Origin of the sequence: Schaalia turicensis, assembly GCF_019380255.1 — a bacterium.
Classification (GTDB): domain Bacteria; phylum Actinomycetota; class Actinomycetes; order Actinomycetales; family Actinomycetaceae; genus Pauljensenia; species Pauljensenia turicensis_A.
The window spans coordinates 243624-262192 of sequence record NZ_CP048928.1; the positions used below are offsets into that span (position 1 = coordinate 243624).

The 18569-nt window shown below is 59.5% G+C and carries 16 protein-coding genes; all 16 read left to right on the forward strand.

The window, feature by feature from the left end; translation table 11 throughout:
- Window positions 1-52: 52 nt before the first annotated feature.
- The 16 genes from G5S47_RS01050 to G5S47_RS01125 are packed head-to-tail and all read left to right on the forward strand — an operon-like array spanning window position 53 to window position 18288.
- The gene (locus tag G5S47_RS01050) at window positions 53-1333 is read left to right on the forward strand and encodes a geranylgeranyl reductase family protein (protein WP_006680797.1); all 1281 of its coding nucleotides are present in this window, start codon (window positions 53-55) and stop codon (window positions 1331-1333) included.
- Window positions 1334-1367: 34 nt separating this feature from the next.
- Window positions 1368-1727, forward strand: coding sequence for an NADH-quinone oxidoreductase subunit A (ndhC, locus tag G5S47_RS01055; protein ID WP_006680798.1), 360 nt, complete (start codon window positions 1368-1370; stop codon window positions 1725-1727).
- Window positions 1728-1744: 17 nt separating this feature from the next.
- On the forward strand, window positions 1745-2299 hold the full coding sequence (locus G5S47_RS01060; protein ID WP_006680799.1) for an NADH-quinone oxidoreductase subunit B: 555 nt from the start codon (window positions 1745-1747) through the stop codon (window positions 2297-2299).
- Window positions 2296-3012 (forward strand): NADH-quinone oxidoreductase subunit C, encoded by a 717-nt coding sequence (locus G5S47_RS01065; protein WP_006680800.1) that lies wholly within the window; start codon window positions 2296-2298, stop codon window positions 3010-3012. The genes G5S47_RS01060 and G5S47_RS01065 overlap by 4 nt, the downstream gene beginning before the upstream one ends.
- Entirely contained in the window at window positions 3012-4361 is a 1350-nt protein-coding gene (locus tag G5S47_RS01070; RefSeq protein ID WP_006680801.1) for an NADH-quinone oxidoreductase subunit D, read from the forward strand. The genes G5S47_RS01065 and G5S47_RS01070 overlap by 1 nt, the downstream gene beginning before the upstream one ends.
- Window positions 4358-5059, forward strand: coding sequence for an NADH-quinone oxidoreductase subunit NuoE (gene nuoE / locus G5S47_RS01075; RefSeq protein ID WP_219585631.1), 702 nt, complete (start codon window positions 4358-4360; stop codon window positions 5057-5059). The genes G5S47_RS01070 and nuoE overlap by 4 nt, the downstream gene beginning before the upstream one ends.
- Window positions 5056-6357 carry an NADH-quinone oxidoreductase subunit NuoF gene (nuoF, locus tag G5S47_RS01080; RefSeq protein ID WP_103632680.1) on the forward strand — a complete coding sequence of 434 codons (1302 nt, stop codon included), beginning with the start codon at window positions 5056-5058 and terminating at the stop codon, window positions 6355-6357. The genes nuoE and nuoF overlap by 4 nt, the downstream gene beginning before the upstream one ends.
- Entirely contained in the window at window positions 6354-8918 is a 2565-nt protein-coding gene (locus G5S47_RS01085) for an NADH-quinone oxidoreductase subunit G (protein WP_103632681.1), read from the forward strand. Before nuoF ends, G5S47_RS01085 begins: the two co-directional genes overlap by 4 nt.
- Entirely contained in the window at window positions 8915-10225 is a 1311-nt protein-coding gene (gene nuoH / locus G5S47_RS01090) for an NADH-quinone oxidoreductase subunit NuoH (protein WP_103632682.1), read from the forward strand. The genes G5S47_RS01085 and nuoH overlap by 4 nt, the downstream gene beginning before the upstream one ends.
- Window positions 10218-10880 carry an NADH-quinone oxidoreductase subunit NuoI gene (gene nuoI, locus G5S47_RS01095; protein ID WP_006680806.1) on the forward strand — a complete coding sequence of 221 codons (663 nt, stop codon included), beginning with the start codon at window positions 10218-10220 and terminating at the stop codon, window positions 10878-10880. The genes nuoH and nuoI overlap by 8 nt, the downstream gene beginning before the upstream one ends.
- The gene (locus G5S47_RS01100; protein ID WP_103632683.1) at window positions 10877-11854 is read left to right on the forward strand and encodes an NADH-quinone oxidoreductase subunit J; all 978 of its coding nucleotides are present in this window, start codon (window positions 10877-10879) and stop codon (window positions 11852-11854) included. Before nuoI ends, G5S47_RS01100 begins: the two co-directional genes overlap by 4 nt.
- On the forward strand, window positions 11851-12150 hold the full coding sequence (gene nuoK, locus G5S47_RS01105; RefSeq protein WP_006680808.1) for an NADH-quinone oxidoreductase subunit NuoK: 300 nt from the start codon (window positions 11851-11853) through the stop codon (window positions 12148-12150). Before G5S47_RS01100 ends, nuoK begins: the two co-directional genes overlap by 4 nt.
- A gap of 14 nt (window positions 12151-12164) precedes the next feature.
- Window positions 12165-14150, forward strand: coding sequence for an NADH-quinone oxidoreductase subunit L (gene nuoL / locus G5S47_RS01110; protein WP_219585632.1), 1986 nt, complete (start codon window positions 12165-12167; stop codon window positions 14148-14150).
- 24 nt (window positions 14151-14174) lie between these two features.
- Entirely contained in the window at window positions 14175-15719 is a 1545-nt protein-coding gene (locus G5S47_RS01115) for a complex I subunit 4 family protein (protein WP_103632702.1), read from the forward strand.
- The gene (gene nuoN / locus G5S47_RS01120) at window positions 15716-17284 is read left to right on the forward strand and encodes an NADH-quinone oxidoreductase subunit NuoN (RefSeq protein ID WP_219585633.1); all 1569 of its coding nucleotides are present in this window, start codon (window positions 15716-15718) and stop codon (window positions 17282-17284) included. The genes G5S47_RS01115 and nuoN overlap by 4 nt, the downstream gene beginning before the upstream one ends.
- Window positions 17281-18288 carry a polyprenyl synthetase family protein gene (locus tag G5S47_RS01125; protein WP_006680812.1) on the forward strand — a complete coding sequence of 336 codons (1008 nt, stop codon included), beginning with the start codon at window positions 17281-17283 and terminating at the stop codon, window positions 18286-18288. The genes nuoN and G5S47_RS01125 overlap by 4 nt, the downstream gene beginning before the upstream one ends.
- Window positions 18289-18569: the final 281 nt, after the last annotated feature.

Here is an 18569-nt window from a genome sequence, read left to right on the forward strand (position 1 = left end):
GCACATCTGCGCAGCCCGTACAGCTGCGCTCACTTTTTTGGGAGGGCTACCAGTGGTCAATGACCTTACTGGCGTAACGGATGCCGACGTCATTATCGTCGGTGCCGGACCTGCGGGTTCCTCCACCGCATATCACCTGGCAAAGCTAGGGATTGACGTCCTCGTCCTTGAAAAAGCAGAGTTTCCGCGCGACAAGATTTGCGGTGACGGCCTGACTCCCGCGGCCGTCCACGAATTGATCGCGATGGGCATGGACATCTCCACGTGGAACCGAAACCGAGGGCTGACCGTCGTCGGCGGAGGACACACGATTTCCCTTGACTGGCCTGATCAGAAGTCGCTTCCGGGCTATGGGATGACGCGCGCACGCATGCAGCTGGACCACGATCTGATCCAGCATGCAGTGCATGCGGGCGCCCGTCTGATGGAGGGAATTACCGTCACCGGCGCACTGACCAGTCCAATGGGTCGCGTGTGCGGTGTGAAGGCAAAGAAGGGGCGCGGTAAAGATGCCGAGGCCTTGGAAATGCGCGCCAAGATGGTTGTCGACTGCGGTGGTGTTTCTGCCAGGCTCGCTACCTCTCTCGGCATCGAAAAGGCGATCAAGCGCCCCATGGGTGTTGCGGCGCGCGCCTACTTCAAGTCGCCTCGTGGCAACGAAGACTACATGGAATCCCAGCTGGAACTCTGGTCGGGCGTGCCCGGGCAATCGGACCTGCTTCCCGGTTACGGCTGGGTCTTTCCCATGGGCGACGGAATCGTCAACGTTGGTTTGGGCTCTGTTGCCTCTACAGCCAATGCGACGCAGCTTCCCTACAAGAAGGTCTTCGAACAGTGGATCGCGAACGTGCCTGAGGAATGGGGATTCACCCCTGAAAATCAGATCGGCCCGCTCCGCTCAGCTGCCCTCCCGATGAGCTTCAATCGCAAGCCACACTACGTGTCGGGCCTCGTACTCGTTGGTGACGCAGGTGGCATGGTGTCTCCGTTTAATGGCGAAGGTATCGCACCGGCTCTGAAGGCGGGTCGCTTCGCTGCCTCGTGCATCGCCCAAGCCTTCTCGCGCACCACGTCGGCAGGCATCGACCGCGCCATGAGCGAATATCCCGAACTTCTCCGCGAAGAATACGGTGGCTACTACCAGCTGGGCCGAGTCTTCGTGGCTCTCATTGAAAATCCGCGAATCATGCAGCTCTGCACCAACAGGGGTCTGCCAATTCCGCGACTTATGACTTTCGTTCACAAGCTACTTTCTGACGGCTATGAACGTAAGGGCGGCGACTTTGATGACCGCCTCATCACAATGTTGACAAAGATGGTGCCGTCCGTATGAACGCCCTTCACTTCTTTCAACCCCGGGAGGAACGATGACGAATCCCTATTTTCCGTTGCTGATTATGGCTGCGGCTGCACTCGTGCTGGCACTTGGTGGCCTTGGCGCATCGGCGATTCTCGGCCCGACGAAGAAGTCTAAGACCAAAGCTGACAACTACGAATGTGGCATTGAACCGACCTCGGGGCACCTTCACGAAGGTCGCTTCCCGGTTCGTTACTACCTGGTCGCCATGACGTTCATCATCTTCGACATTGAAGTCGTCTTCATGTACCCGTGGGCAGTGAGCTTCAGCCAGCTCGGCCTGTTCGGGCTTATTGCAATGCTGACGTTCATCGCGCTCATCACCGTGCCATACGTGTACGAGTGGCGACGCGGTGGCCTGGATTACTGAGGGACAGGAGCAGATAAATGGGTCTTGAAGAAAGCCTGCCCGCTGGCGTTGCGCTGACAAGCATCGAGAAGGTTCTCGGCCTTGCACGCAAGTACAGCCAATGGCCGGTCACCATGGGTCTGGCATGTTGTGCTATTGAAATGATGGCAGCCGGCACACCTCGATTCGATATGTCCCGCTTCGGTCTGGAAGTTTTCCGCGCATCGCCGCGTCACTCGGACATGATGATCGTTTCAGGTCGTGTCAGCCACAAGATGGCTCCCGTTATTCGTCGTGTCTACGACTCTATGCCGGAACCCAAATGGGTTATTTCGATGGGTGCATGCGCATCATCGGGCGGCATGTTCAACAACTACGCCGTCGTTCAGGGATGCGATCACATCGTTCCCGTCGACGTCTACCTGCCTGGGTGCCCGCCCCGTCCCGAGGCCCTGATTCACGCGGTTCTGACACTGCGTGAGCAGATTGGTAAGGAACCGCTCGGCGTTCACCGTCAGGAAATTGCCCGCAAGGCTGAACAGGCAGCTCTCGCTGCAACGCCCACCCACCAGATGAAGGGACTCCTCGCATGAGTGACGAAATCGTCACCCCGGACGACTCCCAAGTCGTAGCCAAAGCCCCACAGCGTGCGTTCGGTGCACCCGAACTGATGACGCGTCGCGAAGGCATGTTCCCCGATACGACCGGATTTTCCGGCCTGGTGAAGGAATCTTTCCTTCCCGGTGAAACGCCACGCCCCTACGGTGGCTGGTTCGACAACACAGTCGACATTCTTGAAGAACTGATCGAAGCCGACGGTCTGAAGGTTGAAGAGGTCATCGAAAAGGTTGTTGTCGACCGCGGTGAACTGACAATCTTCATCGTCCGCGATCATATTGCTCGCGTTGCAAAGTACCTGCGTGACGATGCAGATCTTCGTTTCGAGCTCTGCCTTGGCACGAACGGTGTTCACTACCCGTCAGACGAGGGTCGCGAACTCCACGCGATCTACCCGCTGATGTCGATCACCTACAACCGCAACATTCGTCTTGAGGTCACGTGCCCCGATGGCGACCCGCACATTCCCTCCATCGTTTCTGTCTACCCGGCAAACGACTGGCAGGAACGTGAAACCTGGGACCTCATCGGCATCATCTTCGACGGTCACCCGTCGCTGACTCGTACCGCACTGCCTGACGACTGGGTAGGACACCCCCAGCGCAAGGATTACCCGCTTGGTGGCGTCCCCGTTGAATACAAGGGCGCAACAGTTCCGCCTGCAGACACGCGGAGGTCATACAACTGATGAGCACACCACACTTCCACGCGGCGGCTTCTTCAGCCCCGCTGAATATGGACGAAGTCCCCGAGGTCATGACTCAGGGTGGCGACTGGAAGGACGTTCTGAACGAAATCGAAAAGATTTCCTCCGAGCGCATCGTCGTTAACCTTGGCCCGGTTCACCCGGCAACCCATGGCGTTCTGCGTCTGATCCTCGAACTCGACGGTGAAACCGTTCGCGAAACCCGCGTTGACACCGGCTACCTTCATACCGGCATTGAGAAGACGATGGAATACCGTACGTGGACGCAGGGCGTGACGCTCTGTACCCGTATGGACTACGTTGCCCCGATCTTCCAGGAAGCCGTCTACTGCCTCGGCGTTGAAAAGCTCCTGGGCATCACGGATGACATTCCGGAGCGCGCGAACCTGATTCGCATCATGATGATGGAGCTCTGCCGCATCGCCTCGCACCTCGTCGCTATCGGTTCGACCGGTAACGAAATGGGTGCAACGACGATCATGACGATCGCATTCCGCGGTCGTGAAGAGATCCTCCGCATCTTTGAACGCATCACCGGCCTGCGTATGAACAATGCGTACATCCGCCCCGGTGGTGTCGCACAGGACATTGGCGAAGGCACCGTTGACTACATCCGTGAGCTTCTTCCGAAGGCTCGTCGCGATATCGGCGAGCTCGAAGACCTGACGAAGCAGAACCCGATCTTCAAGAAGCGTCTGTGCGACGTGGCCGTCATGCCACTGTCCGCTCTGATGGCTCTTGGCACGACCGGCCCGGGCGTCCGCGCCGCTGGCTTGCCACTCGACCTTCGTAAGTCCCAGCCCTACTGTGGTTACGAACAGTTCGAGTTCGACATTCCGACGCGCGACAAGTCAGACGTCTACAACCGTGTCATGGTTCGTTTCGACGAGTGCTACGAGTCTCTGCGCATCATCTACCAGGTCCTCGATCGTCTTGAGAAGTGCGAAGGTGCTCCCGTGATGGTCGCGGATCCGGCGATTGCATGGCCCGCACAGCTGTCGGTGGCAACCGACGGTCAGGGCAACTCGTTGCAGCACATCTCCGAGATCATGGGCTCCTCGATGGAATCCCTGATCCACCACTTCAAGCTTGTGACCGAAGGTTTCAAGGTCCCCGCTGGTCAGGTGTACCAGCAGGTTGAGCACGCAAAGGGCATCATCGGTGTTCACCTCGTTTCTGACGGTGGCACCCGCCCGTTCCGCGCCCACTTCCGTGACCCCTCGTTCGCAAACCTTCAAGCCATGGCAATGATGACCGAAGGTGGCCAGCTGGCCGACGTCGTCGTTGCACTTGCTGCCATCGACCCGGTGCTGGGAGGCGTTGACCGATGAGCTACACGCAGGCAGTTGAAGCCCGCCTGAGGGCTGAATCCGCAGAAATTATTGGCCGTTACCCGACAGGGCACGCACGTTCGGCTCTTCTTCCGATGCTGCACCTGGTGCAGTCCGAAGACGGCTACGTCAGCCCCGACGGTATCGCCCTGGTCGCCGACATTCTGGGCTTGTCGCGTCCAGAGGTCAGTGCCGTTGCAACGTTCTACACGCAGTACAAGCGTCACCCCAACGGTGACTACTTGGTTGGTGTGTGCACGAACGCGCTCTGCGCAGTTATGGGCGGCGACGCGATTTGGGATGCTGTTTCCGAACACGTTGGTGTGGGAAGCGACGAAACCAACGAATCTGGTCGCATCACCCTTGAGCGCATCGAATGCAACGCGGCCTGCGATTATGCGCCGGTTGTCATGGTCAACTGGGAGTTCTTCGACAATCAGACGCCCGAATCGGCACTTGCTCTGGTCGATGACCTCGAAGCTGGTCGCCCCGTCCACCCGACGCGTGGCGCTGCGGTTGCCCCGACCTTCAAGGAAGTTGAGCACACACTCGCGGGCTTCCTTGATGGCCATGAAAACGAAGGTCCGTCCGCCGGTGAGCCGTCCCTGCTGGGTTGCAAGCTCGCCGCGGAAAATGACTGGACCGAGCCGGTTGCTGTTGCTGGCACCGAAGGTGAGCAGGGAGGCGAACAGGCATGACAACATTTGTAGCTCCTGGGCCCCTCACGCCGATCGTTACGAACGGTTGGGGTGAAGACCAGTCGTGGACTCTCGCTTCGTACCTGAAGCGCGGTGGCTACGAGGGTCTGAAGAAGGCCAACACTCTTGAAGCGGGCGACATCGTCCAGATCGTGAAGGACTCCGGTCTTCGCGGTCGTGGTGGCGCAGGCTTCCCGACGGGCCTCAAGTGGTCTTTCCTTCCACCAGATGACGGCAAGCCTCGCTACCTCGTTGTCAACGCTGACGAGTCCGAGCCGGGTACGTGCAAGGACATCCCGACCATCATGGCGAACCCGCATGTTCTGGTTGAAGGCATCGCGATTACCAGTCGCGCCATCAACTGCAGGCACGCGTTCGTTTACCTGCGTGGTGAGGTCGTCCACGTATACCGTCGTCTGCTGAACGCTATTAAAGAGGCAACCGATGCCGGTCTGCTCGGCGATCTGAAGATCACCGCTCACGCTGGTGCTGGCGCCTATATTTGCGGTGAGGAAACAGCGCTCCTCGATTCGCTCGAGGGCCGTCGTGGCCACCCGCGTTTGAAGCCACCGTTCCCGGCAGTCGCAGGTCTGTACGCCCGCCCGACCGTTGTGAACAACGTTGAGTCGATCTCTCAGGTCGTTGGTGTCTTCCGCAATTCGCCGGAATGGTACGCATCGATGGGCACGGAAAAGTCGAAGGGGCACGGCATCTTCTCCGTTTCCGGCCACGTGAACAATCCGGGGCAGTTCGAGGCTCCGTTCGGTATCACGATGCGTGAACTGATCGAGATGGCCGGCGGTATCCGTGATGGTCATCAGCTGAAGTTCTGGACTCCCGGTGGCTCCTCCACCCCGATCTTCACCGAAGCTGAACTTGATACCCCGCTCGACTACGAGTCGGTCGGCGCTGCAGGTTCGATGCTCGGTACCCGAGCCCTGCAGGTCTTTGACGAGACCGTGTCGGTGGTTCGCGTGGTCACTCGCTGGATCGAGTTCTACCAGCACGAATCCTGCGGTAAGTGCACGCCCTGCCGTGAAGGTACGTACTGGCTCAAGCAGATCATGTACCGCCTCGAAAAGGGCCAGGGGCTTCCCGGAGACGTTGACCTGCTCGGCGAGATCGCGAACAACATTGCCGGCCGTAGCTTCTGCGCCCTTGGCGATGCCGCTGCAACGCCGGTCAAGTCGGGTATTCAGCGATTCCGCGAAGAGTTCGAAGCCGGTCTGACTACTCCGGCCAATGAGCTCTTCCCCTACGAGGCATCCGCCATCTACGCCAGAGGAGGTGTCCGATGAGCGACGCTCCCAACATGGTTGATGTCGTCATTGATGATGTCACTGTCGCCGTCCCGCAGGGCACGCTTGTTATTCGTGCAGCAGAGCAGGCCGGAATTCGTATTCCGCGCTTCTGCGACCATCCGCTTCTGGCACCGGTTGCTGCGTGCCGTCAGTGTTTGGTCGAGGTCGGTATGCCCGATCGCAACACCGGCGAGCTTCGTTTCATGCCGAAGCCTCAGCCGTCATGTGCACAGACCGTCACTCCCGGAATGGTCGTCAAGACTCAGTTCACATCCGAGGTTGCCAAGAAGGCACAGCATGGCGTGATGGAGTTCCTGCTGATCAACCACCCGCTGGACTGTCCGATCTGCGATAAGGGTGGCGAGTGCCCCCTGCAGAACCAGGCAATGACCGATGGTCGCGCAAAGTCCCGTTTCGCCGATGCGAAGCGCACCTACCGCAAGCCGTTGCGTCTGACCAGCCAAATCCTGCTCGACCGCGATCGTTGCATTCTCTGCCAGCGTTGCGTGCGCTTCGGTAAGGAAATCTCCGGCGACGTGTTCATCGACCTGCAGGGTCGCGGTGGTGGTACGGCTCCGACCGACGACCACTACTTCATGGCAGAACAGATCGGCGCGTTCGACACGACTGCTCTGGACTTCCACAACCCGAAGCCGAAGAACCTGGGTAACGCCGGAATCTCCGGTCCCTACGGTGATGCAGGCATCATTGGTTCGGCAAACTCTGGTGACCTGACCGAAGCTGATCTTGATCAGACCGGTCGCCAGTTTGCGTCCTACTTCTCGGGCAACATCATTCAAATCTGCCCGGTCGGCGCACTGACCGCTTCCTCGTACCGCTTCCGCGCCCGCCCGTTCGACCTCGTGTCGACCGCGTCGGTCGCCGAGCATGATGCTTCCGGTTCTGCACTCCGCGTCGATATCCGGCGCGGTGAGGTTGTCCGTCGTATGGCCGGCAACGATCCGGAGGTCAACGAAGAGTGGATCACCGACAAGGATCGCTTTGCTTTCGAGTGGGACAAGCAGGATCGCCTGGTCACCCCGCTGGTTCGCGAAGACGGCATACTGGTTCCGACCTCGTGGTCGGATGCTCTTGACCGTGTCCGTAAGGGTCTCGAAGCTACGGATCAGACGGGCTTCCTGCCCGGCGGTCGCCTGAGTTTCGAAGATGCCTGGGCATGGAGCAAGTTCGCTCGCACCGTCATCGGCTCCGATTCGATCGACGCTCGCGTTCGCACGATTTCCGCTGAAGAGACCTCGTTCTTGGCTTCGAAGGTTGCTGGTACTGGTCTTGGCGTCACCTACACCGACCTTGAAAATGCGGGGCAAGTCCTGCTGGTCGGCCTCGAACCTGAAGATGAAGCGGGCGCGATCTTCCTGCGCCTGCGCAAGGGTGTTCGTAAGGGTGGCGTGAAGGTTGCGACGGTTGCTCCGTTCACCACGAACGGTAGTGCGAAGATGAGCGCGACTCTGTTGCGTGCCGCTCCTGGCACCGAGCCTGAGGTTGTTGCTTCGATTGCTGAGGGCGAACAGAACGCAGAGCTTGCAGCCGCACTGAACGGTGGCGTCATCTTGGTAGGTGAGCGCGCAGCTCGCATCCCGGGCCTGCTTTCCGCGGTTGTCGAATTGGCTGAGCGTACGGGTGCTCGTTTGCAGTGGGTGCCTCGCCGTAACGGTGATCGCGCCGCAGTCGAAGCCGGCCTGCTACCGGGCGTGTTGCCCTTCGGTCGTCAACTGGGCGACGAGGCCGCGCAGGCTTCACTCGGCTGGAAGTCCTATCCGAAGGGCGCGGGCCTGGATGCTGACGCTCAGCTTGCAGGTGCCCTCGACGGCTCGGTTCAGGCACTGGTCGTTGGTGGCGTTGACTACCGCGACTTCACCGATCCGGCTCTTGCGCTTCGCGCTTTTGAAACAGTTCCGTTCCTGGTGAGCCTTGAGGTTCGTTCCTCTGAGATCACCGAGCTGGCCGACGTTGTTCTTCCGGTTGCTCCACAGTTGGAAAAGAACGGCACGTCGATCAACTGGGAAGGTCGTCTGCGCCCCTACGGTCAGGCTGTTTCCGCTCGTTCGCTGACCGACCGCGATGTTCTGGTCAAGCTGGCCGAGGAATTTGGCGAGGATCTTGGCATTCTGACGCTGACCGACCTATACGACGAGGTCAACGCCATCAGTACCTGGGACGGCGCTCGTGCCGAGTTCATGCCGGTTGCCCCGCAGGCTCCTCAAGCAGTCGGTGCTGGTCAGGCAGTTCTCGCAACGCACAAGCCGATGCTTGATGCTGGCCGTCTGCAAGATGGTGCGCCGTGGCTCGCTGGTTCTGCTCGTCGCGTGATCGCATTCGCTTCGCAGGCAACGCTGACAGGTGCCGGCGTGAATGCAGGTGAAGCCCTGACGCTTTCCACTGAACGCGGTTCCATCACACTGCCCGCGCAAATCGCGGACCTTCCCGACAACGTCGTGTGGGTTCCCGAATGCTCGCAGGGTTCTGCAGTCCATCAGTCGCTGGGTGACGCTGGTTGCCTCGTGGCTCTCAGCGCTACTGGGGAGGTGGCCCGGTGAAACTCTTGCTCAGTGCGGTGCCTGATTACACCGCAGCAGATTTCTCGCAGGAAACATGGTGGCTGACGCTCATCAAGGCCGTCTTCATCATCGTTTACCTGATCCTGAACGTTCTTCTTGCCCTCTGGGTTGAGCGTCGTGGCCTCGGCCGCATGCAGACCCGTCCGGGCCCGAACGTGGCCGGCCCGCTCGGTTTGCTCCAGGCAATCGCGGATGCAGGCAAGCTTCTGTTCAAGGAAGACATGTGGACTCGCGGAGCCGATAAGTTCTTGTACTTCATCGCTCCGGCCATCGCAGCATTCAGCGCGTTCAGCGTCTTTGCTGTGATTCCGATGGGTCCGAACGTTAACCTGTTCGGTCACTCCAGCCCGCTTCAGCTGGCTGATATGCCGGTCGCAACGCTCTACATCCTGGCAATCACCTCGCTTGGCCTGTACGGCGTTGTCCTCGGCGGTTGGTCAACCCGTTCGACGCTTCCGCTCTACGGTGCGGTTCGTTCGTCCGCTCAGGTGATTTCATACGAACTCGCAATGGGTATGGCGCTTGTTTCCGTGTTCCTCATGTCGGGCACGATGTCGACCTCGCAGATCGTTGCTTCCCAAGGCCAGGTCTGGTGGGCATTTGCGCTGATCCCAGCGTTCGTTGTCTACTGCATTTCGGCTACCGGTGAAGTCAACCGTCTGCCCTTCGACCTCCCCGAAGCTGAAGGCGAACTCGTCGCCGGTCACATGACCGAATACTCGTCCATGAAGTTCGGCTGGTACTACCTATCCGAATACGTGAACATGCTCAACGTTTCCGCGGTTGCCACCACGATGTTCTTCGGTGGGTGGCACGCGCCGTGGCCACTGTCGCACGTACCGGTCATCAACGACGGCTGGTTCGGTATGCTCTGGTTCTTCCTCAAGATGTGGTTCTTCATGTTCCTCCTCATCTGGACCCGTGCAACGCTGCTCCGCTTCCGTTACGACCAGTTCATGAGCTTCGGCTGGAAGTGGCTGATGCCGATCGCTCTGGTCTGGCTGGTTGCCGTCGCCATCGTTCGTGGCATCACCGAATGGGTTGAGGTTTCCCTGCCAGTCCTTGGCGTATCGATTGTCATCCTCTTCGCAATCATCATGCTGATTATGTGGGTCACGGATAAGGGAGAGCCTGAACCGGCCCCCAAGCCTGCAGATATGGAATACACCGGCTTCGCTGATGGCTTCCCGATCCCGCCACTTCCCGGTCAGAGTCCGGTTGAGTCCCCGCGCGCCGGCCGCACGCCGGTCGTGGCGACTGCCTCGAAGGAGGACACCGATGAGTAAGAAGAACGATTCGAAGAATGAGGAAATGCGCTTCGAGCATGACCCGAAGGGGCCGATCGGCGAATTCTTTGCTCCGATCGCCGGCTACGGCGTCACCATCTCGTCTTTCTTCCGTCCGACCGTCACCGAGCAGTACCCGCGCGAACCCGCGCGCGTCATGCCTCGTTTCCACGGTCGTCACCAGCTGAACCGCTACGCAGATGGTTTGGAAAAGTGTATTGGCTGCGAGCTTTGCGCGTGGGCATGCCCCGCTGACGCTATCCTCGTTGAAGCAGCATCGAATACTCCCGAGGCGCAGTACAGCCCCGGCGAGCGTTTCGGCAACGTCTACCAGATCAACTACTTGCGTTGTATCTTCTGCGGTATGTGCATCGAAGCTTGCCCGACTCGTGCTCTGACGATGAGCAATGACTTCGAGCTCGCCACCTACACTCGCGCAGACGATATTTACGAAAAGCAGGATCTGCTTGTTCCTCTTTCCGATGGAATGCTCGCTCCGCCTCACCCGATGGTCGAGGGGCTGAACGATGGCGATTACTACCGCGGTGCGGTCAGTGGTGCCACCCAGTCCCAGATTGATTGGGTGAAGGAACACCGTCCTGAGGATCCGAGCCTTGCCAACGCGCGCGTGGTGGCAAAGGAGGAAGTCCGATGAATCTACTGGGTACATGGCCCGAGATGGTATCTACCGGCGAAGCCGTGCTGTTCGCATGCACCGCAATCGTCATGGTGGTGTGCGCACTGGGCGTCCTGTTCTTTAAAAAGGCCGCATACGCCGCTATCTCGATGGTCGGCGTCATGCTGGGGCTTGCAGTTCTCTACTTGACGCAACAGGCACCGTTCCTCGGTGTTGTGCAGATCGTCGTCTACACCGGCGCAATCATGATGCTCTTCCTGTTCGTCATCATGATGATTGGCATCGGTGCCACCGATGACTACGCAACGCAGTCACGCGGTTCGATTATCGCAGCAGTCATCGCGGGGCTGGGCCTTGCAGTGATCATCGCTGCCACCCTCGGCCACACGAAGTTCGCGGCTGACGCAAAGGGCCTCGTCCCCGCTGACCCGTACTCGAATGAGCCGATCGAGTCCCTCGCAACGACGCTCTTCTCGCAGCACTGGCTGACGATGGAGGTCGCGGGCGCACTGCTCATCACCGCCGCAATCGGCGCAATGCTACTGACGCACTCTGACAACCTCGGCCCGAAGATCTCGCAGGAAGAAACCGCAAAGGCCAAGATGCGCGCATTTGCCGAATCCGGCCGACGCATCGGTCAGCTTCCGGCACCTGGCGTCTACGCACACAGCAACGCTGCTGACGTCCCGGCCATCTCCGGTGAAACCCTCGGCCCGGTCGAAGAATCCGTCCCGCGCGTGATTCGTGTTCGTGGCTTGGAGCGTTCTATCGATCAGGTCGACCACGACGTCGCACAGTCGCTCATGCTCGCCCGTACCGGCGATACCATCGACTCGCCGTTTGCACAGTTTGCATCGCAGACCGTCGAGCGTTCGGGCTCGTGGGGTATGCCTGGCCCGGCAGCGCCCACCGGCCTTGATCAGCCGGTCGGTCCCGCCGGTGTGGCTGACGCTGAAGCACCCGCACAAACCAAGGAAGAGGAGGAGAAGTGAGTCTGGCTTGGTACCTCCTGCTTGCGGGAGTGCTCTTCTCAATTGGCGCTGTTACCGTTCTGGTTCGTCGCTCCGCCATCATTTCCCTGATGGGCGTTGAGCTCATGCTGAACTCCGCGAACCTGGTGTTCGTTACCTTCGCGCGAATCTTCGGCGATGTGAACGGTGAAATTATGGCGTTCTTCGTCATGATCGTCGCGGCCGCTGAAGTCGTGGTCGGTCTGGCGATCATCGTGTCCATCTTCAAGTCACGGTCGACAACGAGCGTTGACGATATCAACCTGCTGAAGAACTGAGGGAGGAAAACAGAATGACAACATCCTTCGCTCTTCACGCGATGAACGACGGCCTTGCTGAGGTAATCGTTCCTGCCACCGGCGCAGCGTCACTGGCATGGCTGATGATTGCAATTCCGCTGGCAAGCGCAGCGATCCTGCTGTTGCTGGGTCGTTCTTCTGACCGCTGGGGTCACCTGCTGGCCACCTGCGCCTCGTGGGTATCCTTTATCGTCGGTGCCGTCATCGTCGCCCAGGTCCTGGGAGCTGATGGGGGAGCACACCGCATGGCACACACCCTGTTCACCTGGATCCCCGCGGGGGATTTCAGTGTGGACTTCGGCCTGCTGGTTGATCCGCTGTCGCTGACCTTCGTGATGCTGGTGACCTTCGTTGGTTCCCTCATTCACGTGTACGCAATCGCCTACATGGAACATGACAAGGATCGTCGCCGCTTCTTCGCCTACCTGAACCTGTTCATCGCAGCAATGCTGACCCTGGTTCTGGCTGACTCCTACGCCGTCCTCTTCGTCGGCTGGGAAGGCGTGGGCTTGGCCTCGTACCTGCTGATCGGCTTCTGGAATCACGTTCCGGCGAATGCTCGCGCTGCAAAGAAGGCGTTCGTCATGAACCGTGTCGGTGACATGGGTATGCTCGCCGCAATGATGGTCATGGTCGCAAACTTCTCGTCCGTCCGCTTCGAGGATGTGACCGAGGGTGTCGCTACGATCCCGGTTGCTCAAGCAACCGCCATCGGCATCTTCCTCCTGGTTGCTGCCTGTGGTAAGTCCGCGCAGTTCCCGTTGCAGGCATGGCTTGGTGACGCAATGGCAGGCCCGACCCCGGTTTCCGCTCTTATTCACGCGGCAACCATGGTCACCGCTGGCGTCTACTTGGTTGTTCGTTCCGGTGCCGTCTACGTTGCAGCTCCCGCGGCAGCAACTGCAGTCGCCCTTATCGGTGCAATCACGTTGCTCTTCGGAGCGATCGTCGGTTCCGCAAAGGATGACATGAAGAAGGTCCTCGCGGCCTCGACCATGTCGCAGATCGGCTACATGATGCTGGGTGCGGGCCTCGGTCCGATCGGCTGGGCATTCGCAATCTTCCACCTGTTCACCCACGGCTTCTTCAAGGCACTTATGTTCCTTGGAGCCGGCTCAGTCATGCATGGCATGGCTGACCAAGTGAATATGCGTCGCTTCGGTGCCCTGCGTACCGTCATGAAGATTACGTGGGTCACGTTCATGATGGGCTGGCTGGCAATCCTCGGTGTTCCGCCGTTCTCCGGCTTCTGGTCGAAGGACAAGATCATTGAAGCAGCCTTCGCGGCGCACACCTTCGGTTCGATCGAAGCACCGTGGATCGGCTGGGTCTACGGCCTGGTTGCTCTGATCGGTGCCGGTATCACCGCGTTCTACATGTCGCGTCTGTTCTTCATGACCTTCCACGGCAGGCCACGGTGGACGACTGAAGCGGAAGGCTCGCCGGTTCACCCGCACGAGTCCAACGCTCTCATGACCGTCCCGATGATCATCCTTGCCATTGGCGCGATCTTCATCGGTGGCCTCATGTCGATTGGTGACTTCTTCACCAACTGGTTGTCTCCCGCAATCGGTGGCGTTCACCATGGCGAACCGGTCATGCCGGTGATGGCCATTCAGATCCTGACCCTCGTCCTTGTGATTGCCGGTGCCTTCCTCGCATGGCGCATGTACGGTGCCGGCGAGGTTCCGACTGGCGTTCCTGCCGGTAATGCTCTGACCGAGGCTGCACGTCGTGACCTCTACCAGGATGACGTGAATGCCACCCTGTTCGTCGCTCCCGCTGCGGGCCTTGCAAAGCTTGCAACCGGTGGTGACCGTAAGGCAATCGACGGCGCGGTTGGTCTGGTTGCCAAGGGTTCGGCTGGTGTTGGTCGCCTGATTGCGATCACGCAGAACGGCTTCGTCCGCGCCTACGCGTCATACATCCTCGGGGGCGTTGTCGTTGCCCTCGCGATCGTCCTCGGCTTCAGGCTGTGAGGGAGTTAGACAATGGAAAACACAATGGTTGAATCCTCGTTCCCATGGCTTACCCTCCTGGTCGCTCTTCCCGCGCTGGGTGCGCTCCTGCTTGGAGTAACCCCCGCGTTGCGTAAGGGCGCAGGCAAGGGCTTTGCTCTGGTCGTCTCCCTCCTCGAACTCGGTGCTGCTATTGGCGCTGCCATGAGCTTCGACTGGGGTTCGGCTTCTATGTATCAGCTCATCGAATCCGTCTCGTGGATTCCCCAGATGGGCGTTTCATGGGCCCTCGGCGTCAACGCCTTGGCCCTGGTTATGATCCTTCTTGCTGTCATCCTGGTTCCGATCGTTTTGATCGCCGGTTGGAACGAAGATGAAAGTGAAGCGGATGCGGGCTCGTACGCGGCCCTCGTCCTCTTCCTCGAAGCGTTCATGGTCGTCATCTTCGCAGCGTGTGACCTGGTGGTCTTCTACATTGCCTTCGAAGCGATGCTGATCCCGCTGTTCCTGATGATTGGTCGTTACGGTGTCGGCCCGGTTGCCGAGCGTCATGCGGCAGCGATGAAGTTCCTGCTCTACTCGCTCGCCGGCGGTCTGGTCATGCTCGGTGGTCTGATCGCTCTTTGGGCATTCGCTCCAGAGCACTCCGACACCTTCTTCCGCCTCGACACCCTGTCCCAGGTTGCGCCGCTCCTGTCGAGCACAGTGCAGATGGGCGCGTTCGTGTCCTTCATGGTCGCCTTCGCAATCAAGGCTCCGATGGTTCCGGTTCACACCTGGCTCCCCGACACTGCCGCTGTTGCCCGTCCGGGCACGTCGGTTCTGCTCGTTGGCGTGCTGGACAAGATCGGTACCTTCGGCATGATCACCCTCTGCCTGCGCCTCTTCCCGGAAGCTTCCTTCGAAGCGCGCTGGGTCCTCTGCGCACTGGCAGTCCTGTCGATCATCTGGGGCGGTCTTGCTGCTAACGGTCAGGACGACATCATGCGCCTCGTGTCCTACACGTCCGTGTCGCACTTCGGCTTCATGGTTTTGGGTATCTTTATTGGCTCGTCGGTCGCCATGGTTGGCGCTATGTTCTACATGGTTGCTCACGGCGTTTCGATCGCAGCGATGTTTATCCTCTCCGGCTGGCTGTCGCGTCGCGGTGGCACCCAGGACATGAACGCATACTCGGGTATGCAGCGCGTGACCCCGGTTCTTGCCGGCCTCTGGCTGGTTTCCGGTCTTGCATCGATCGCACTGCCCGGTCTGTCAGGCTTCGTTCCTGAATACCTTGTCCTCATGGGTACGTGGCAGGTGAATATCGTGCTGGCGGTCTTCGCGCTACTCGGCGTGATCATCGCTGCCGTGTACGTCTTGATGCCTTACCAGCGTGTCTTCACCGGTGGCCCCGTCGCCGGCAAGGATGCACTGCCTGACTTGAACACTCGTGAAAAGTCAGTGATGGCCCCGCTGCTCATTGCAATGGTTGTTCTCGGTATCTGGTCTGCGCCACTTGTCGGTGCACTGACCCCGATCGGTGAAGATCTTGCTCTTGGCACTGCCGATACTGCCGCAACGGCAGTTCTTGAAGGGAGCTCGAATTGAATCTCTTGCAAGCAGCAAACTTTAGCGCTCCGCAGATTGCGTGGGTGACGCTCATTCCGATCATCGTCGTCTTCGGTGGCGCGGTCTTGGGTGTGCTCATCGAAGCATTTGCTCCCCGCAAGACCCGTCGCACGCTGGTCATTGCCGTCGCTCTGCTGACGACTCTGGCCGCAGGCGCGGTGCTCGCTACGCGGTGGTTCCCGGTTCTTGACAAGCCCACTTCCATTGGTGAGTACATCGAGGACCCGCTGACGATCGGTGCCCAGTTCGTCCTGACCATCGTCGCGTTCTTCGCGATCCTGGTGATGGCCGATCGCACTGTTGTTGGTGACGGCGCTTTCGCCGGTCAGCCTTCGGATCGCCCCGGTTCGCAGGATGAAGAGCGTTCCGATACTCAGAACTACCAGCGTTCGGAAATGTTCCCGCTGACCCTGTTCAGCTTGGGTGGCATGATGTTGTTCCCGGCAGCTGATTCCTACATCATGCTGTTCGTGGCTCTTGAAGTCATGTCGCTTCCGCTCTACATTCTGGCCGCCACCGCGCGTCGTCGCCGTCAGCTCAGCCAGGAAGCAGGCATGAAGTACTTCATCCTGGGTGCATTCGCATCCGGCTTCCTGCTGATGGGTTCGGCGCTCCTCTACGGTTTCACCGGCTCCCTGAAAATCTCCGATGCTGCAGCAGTCGTCCCGACCGCGAGCGGTCTTGATTGGCTGGCAGTTGTTGGCGTCTTCATGATCATGGTCGGCTTGCTGTTCAAGGTGGGTGCCGCTCCGTTCCATGCCTGGACGCCCGACGTGTACACCGGTGCTCCGACCCCGGTTACCGGCTTCATGGCGGCAGCCGTGAAGATGGCGGCCTTCGGTGCGATGGTGCGCTTCTACCAGACGATCGCAGCACTGCTTCAGTGGGACCTGGTTCCGGTTCTGATCGCAGTTGCCGTTCTGACCATGCTGGTTGGCACCTTCACCGGTATCGTTCAGACCGATGTGAAGCGTATGCTTGCCTTCTCGTCGATCGCGCACGCAGGCTTCATCCTGATCGGTGTTTTCTCCCTGGCTCAGGGCTCCGCTGGCCACGTCCTCTACTACGTGCTGGCATACGGGCTGGCAACGGTTGGCGCATTCGGTGTCATCACTCTGGTTCGCTCTGCGACTGCTGAAGGTGAACCCGGTGGCGAGGCAACGGCTCTGGATCGCTGGGCAGGCCTTGGCAAGAAGAACCCGCTGATGGCGGCATCCATGCTTGTCTTCCTACTCTCGTTTGCTGGCATTCCGTTGACGGCTGGTTTCGTTGGCAAGTTCGTCGTGTTCTCCGATGGGTTCGCCGGTGGCTTCGGCTGGCTCGTGGCGCTTGCTTTGGCGTGTTCCGCAGTGACGGCCTTCTACTACTTCCGCCTGGTTCGCCTGATGTTCTTCACCGAGCCGACTGAGAATTCAGTGGTTGTCCGTTCTGAAGGCATGACCTTCATCGCGGTCCTGATCTTGGCACTTGCGACGATTGTGCTAGGCGTCTTCCCCGGTCCCGTTTTGTCGATTCTGTCAAACATCGTCATACTTTTGCCGTGACCGTTTCTACGCCAGATCTCCATGTTCCCGACCTCGAGTCCCGAATTCTTCCGGGGCTCGAGGTCGTCGAGCGTCGCCTGTACGAATCAGTGACGGGGTCGCGTGACCTCGTTGATGACCTGACCAGCCACCTTGCTCTTGCAGGTGGGAAGCGACTTCGCCCCCTCCTCGCGCTGGTGTGCGCGCAACTGGGTGACCCGGAACGTGCGCTCAGTGACGAGGTCATTCGCGGTGCGACTGCCGTTGAAATGACGCATCTCGCGTCGCTCTATCATGATGACGTTATGGACTCAGCGCCGACCAGGCGTGGCGTTCCGTCGGCTCAGCACGTGTGGGGCAATAATCGTGCGATCCTCGCTGGTGACGTGCTTTTTGCGCGGGCGTCGATGCTGATCACGACGCTTGGTCCTGAGATGGTTCGCTACCATGCGAAGACCTTCGAACGTCTCTGCATCGGTCAGCTGAATGAAACCTTCGGTCCGACTGAAGAAGACGACCGCGTCGACTTCTACTTGAAGGTTCTGTCGGATAAGACCGGCTCGCTGGTCGCAACGGCCGCGTACTTTGGTGCGTGTCTGTCGGGTGCTTCTGATGACATTGCTGCGATCGTCTCTGAGTTCGGCGAACGCATTGGTGTGGCATTCCAGATCGCTGACGACGTCCTTGACCTTGCGTCCGATCAGTCTGGTAAGACACCGGGTACTGATCTGCGTGAGGGTGTAGACACCCTGCCGATTCTGCTCCTGCGTCGTCGTGTTGCTGAGGGCACGATCGATGAAGCGGGGAAGCAGATTCTGGCTGAACGTGACGCTGATCTGTCGTCGGATGAAGCTCTCGGTGCCCTGGTAGCGAAGATTCGTGTCCATGATTGCTTGGAGGAAACGCGTGCGCTGGCTCGTCAGTGGTCAGATAGTGCGATCGAGGTGCTCGACTCTCTGCCCGATGGTGAACCGAAGCAGGCACTCATCGCGTTTGCTCACCTGATGGTGGATCGTTTGGTCTGACTTCGACAGTTGTTTTCATCTGTGTGCCCCGTAGCTGTGACTGTGGGGCACACAGTGCTTTACGGGGAGTCTCTTCTCTTTCGCCCGAGCGTGTTTCGCACGTCAGAAGGACAGTGGGTGAGATATTGGCTGGGAGCCGGGACGAGGCCACGCTCCCTGCCAAGAGTTCGTTCGAGCCTCGTGCGCGAACCCAACCGGAGCATCAGAGAAGGTGAAACTCTCCACCAAATGGGTGAAGCCGGTTACGAAATGGCGAGATTTGCGCGATCGACACTAGGATC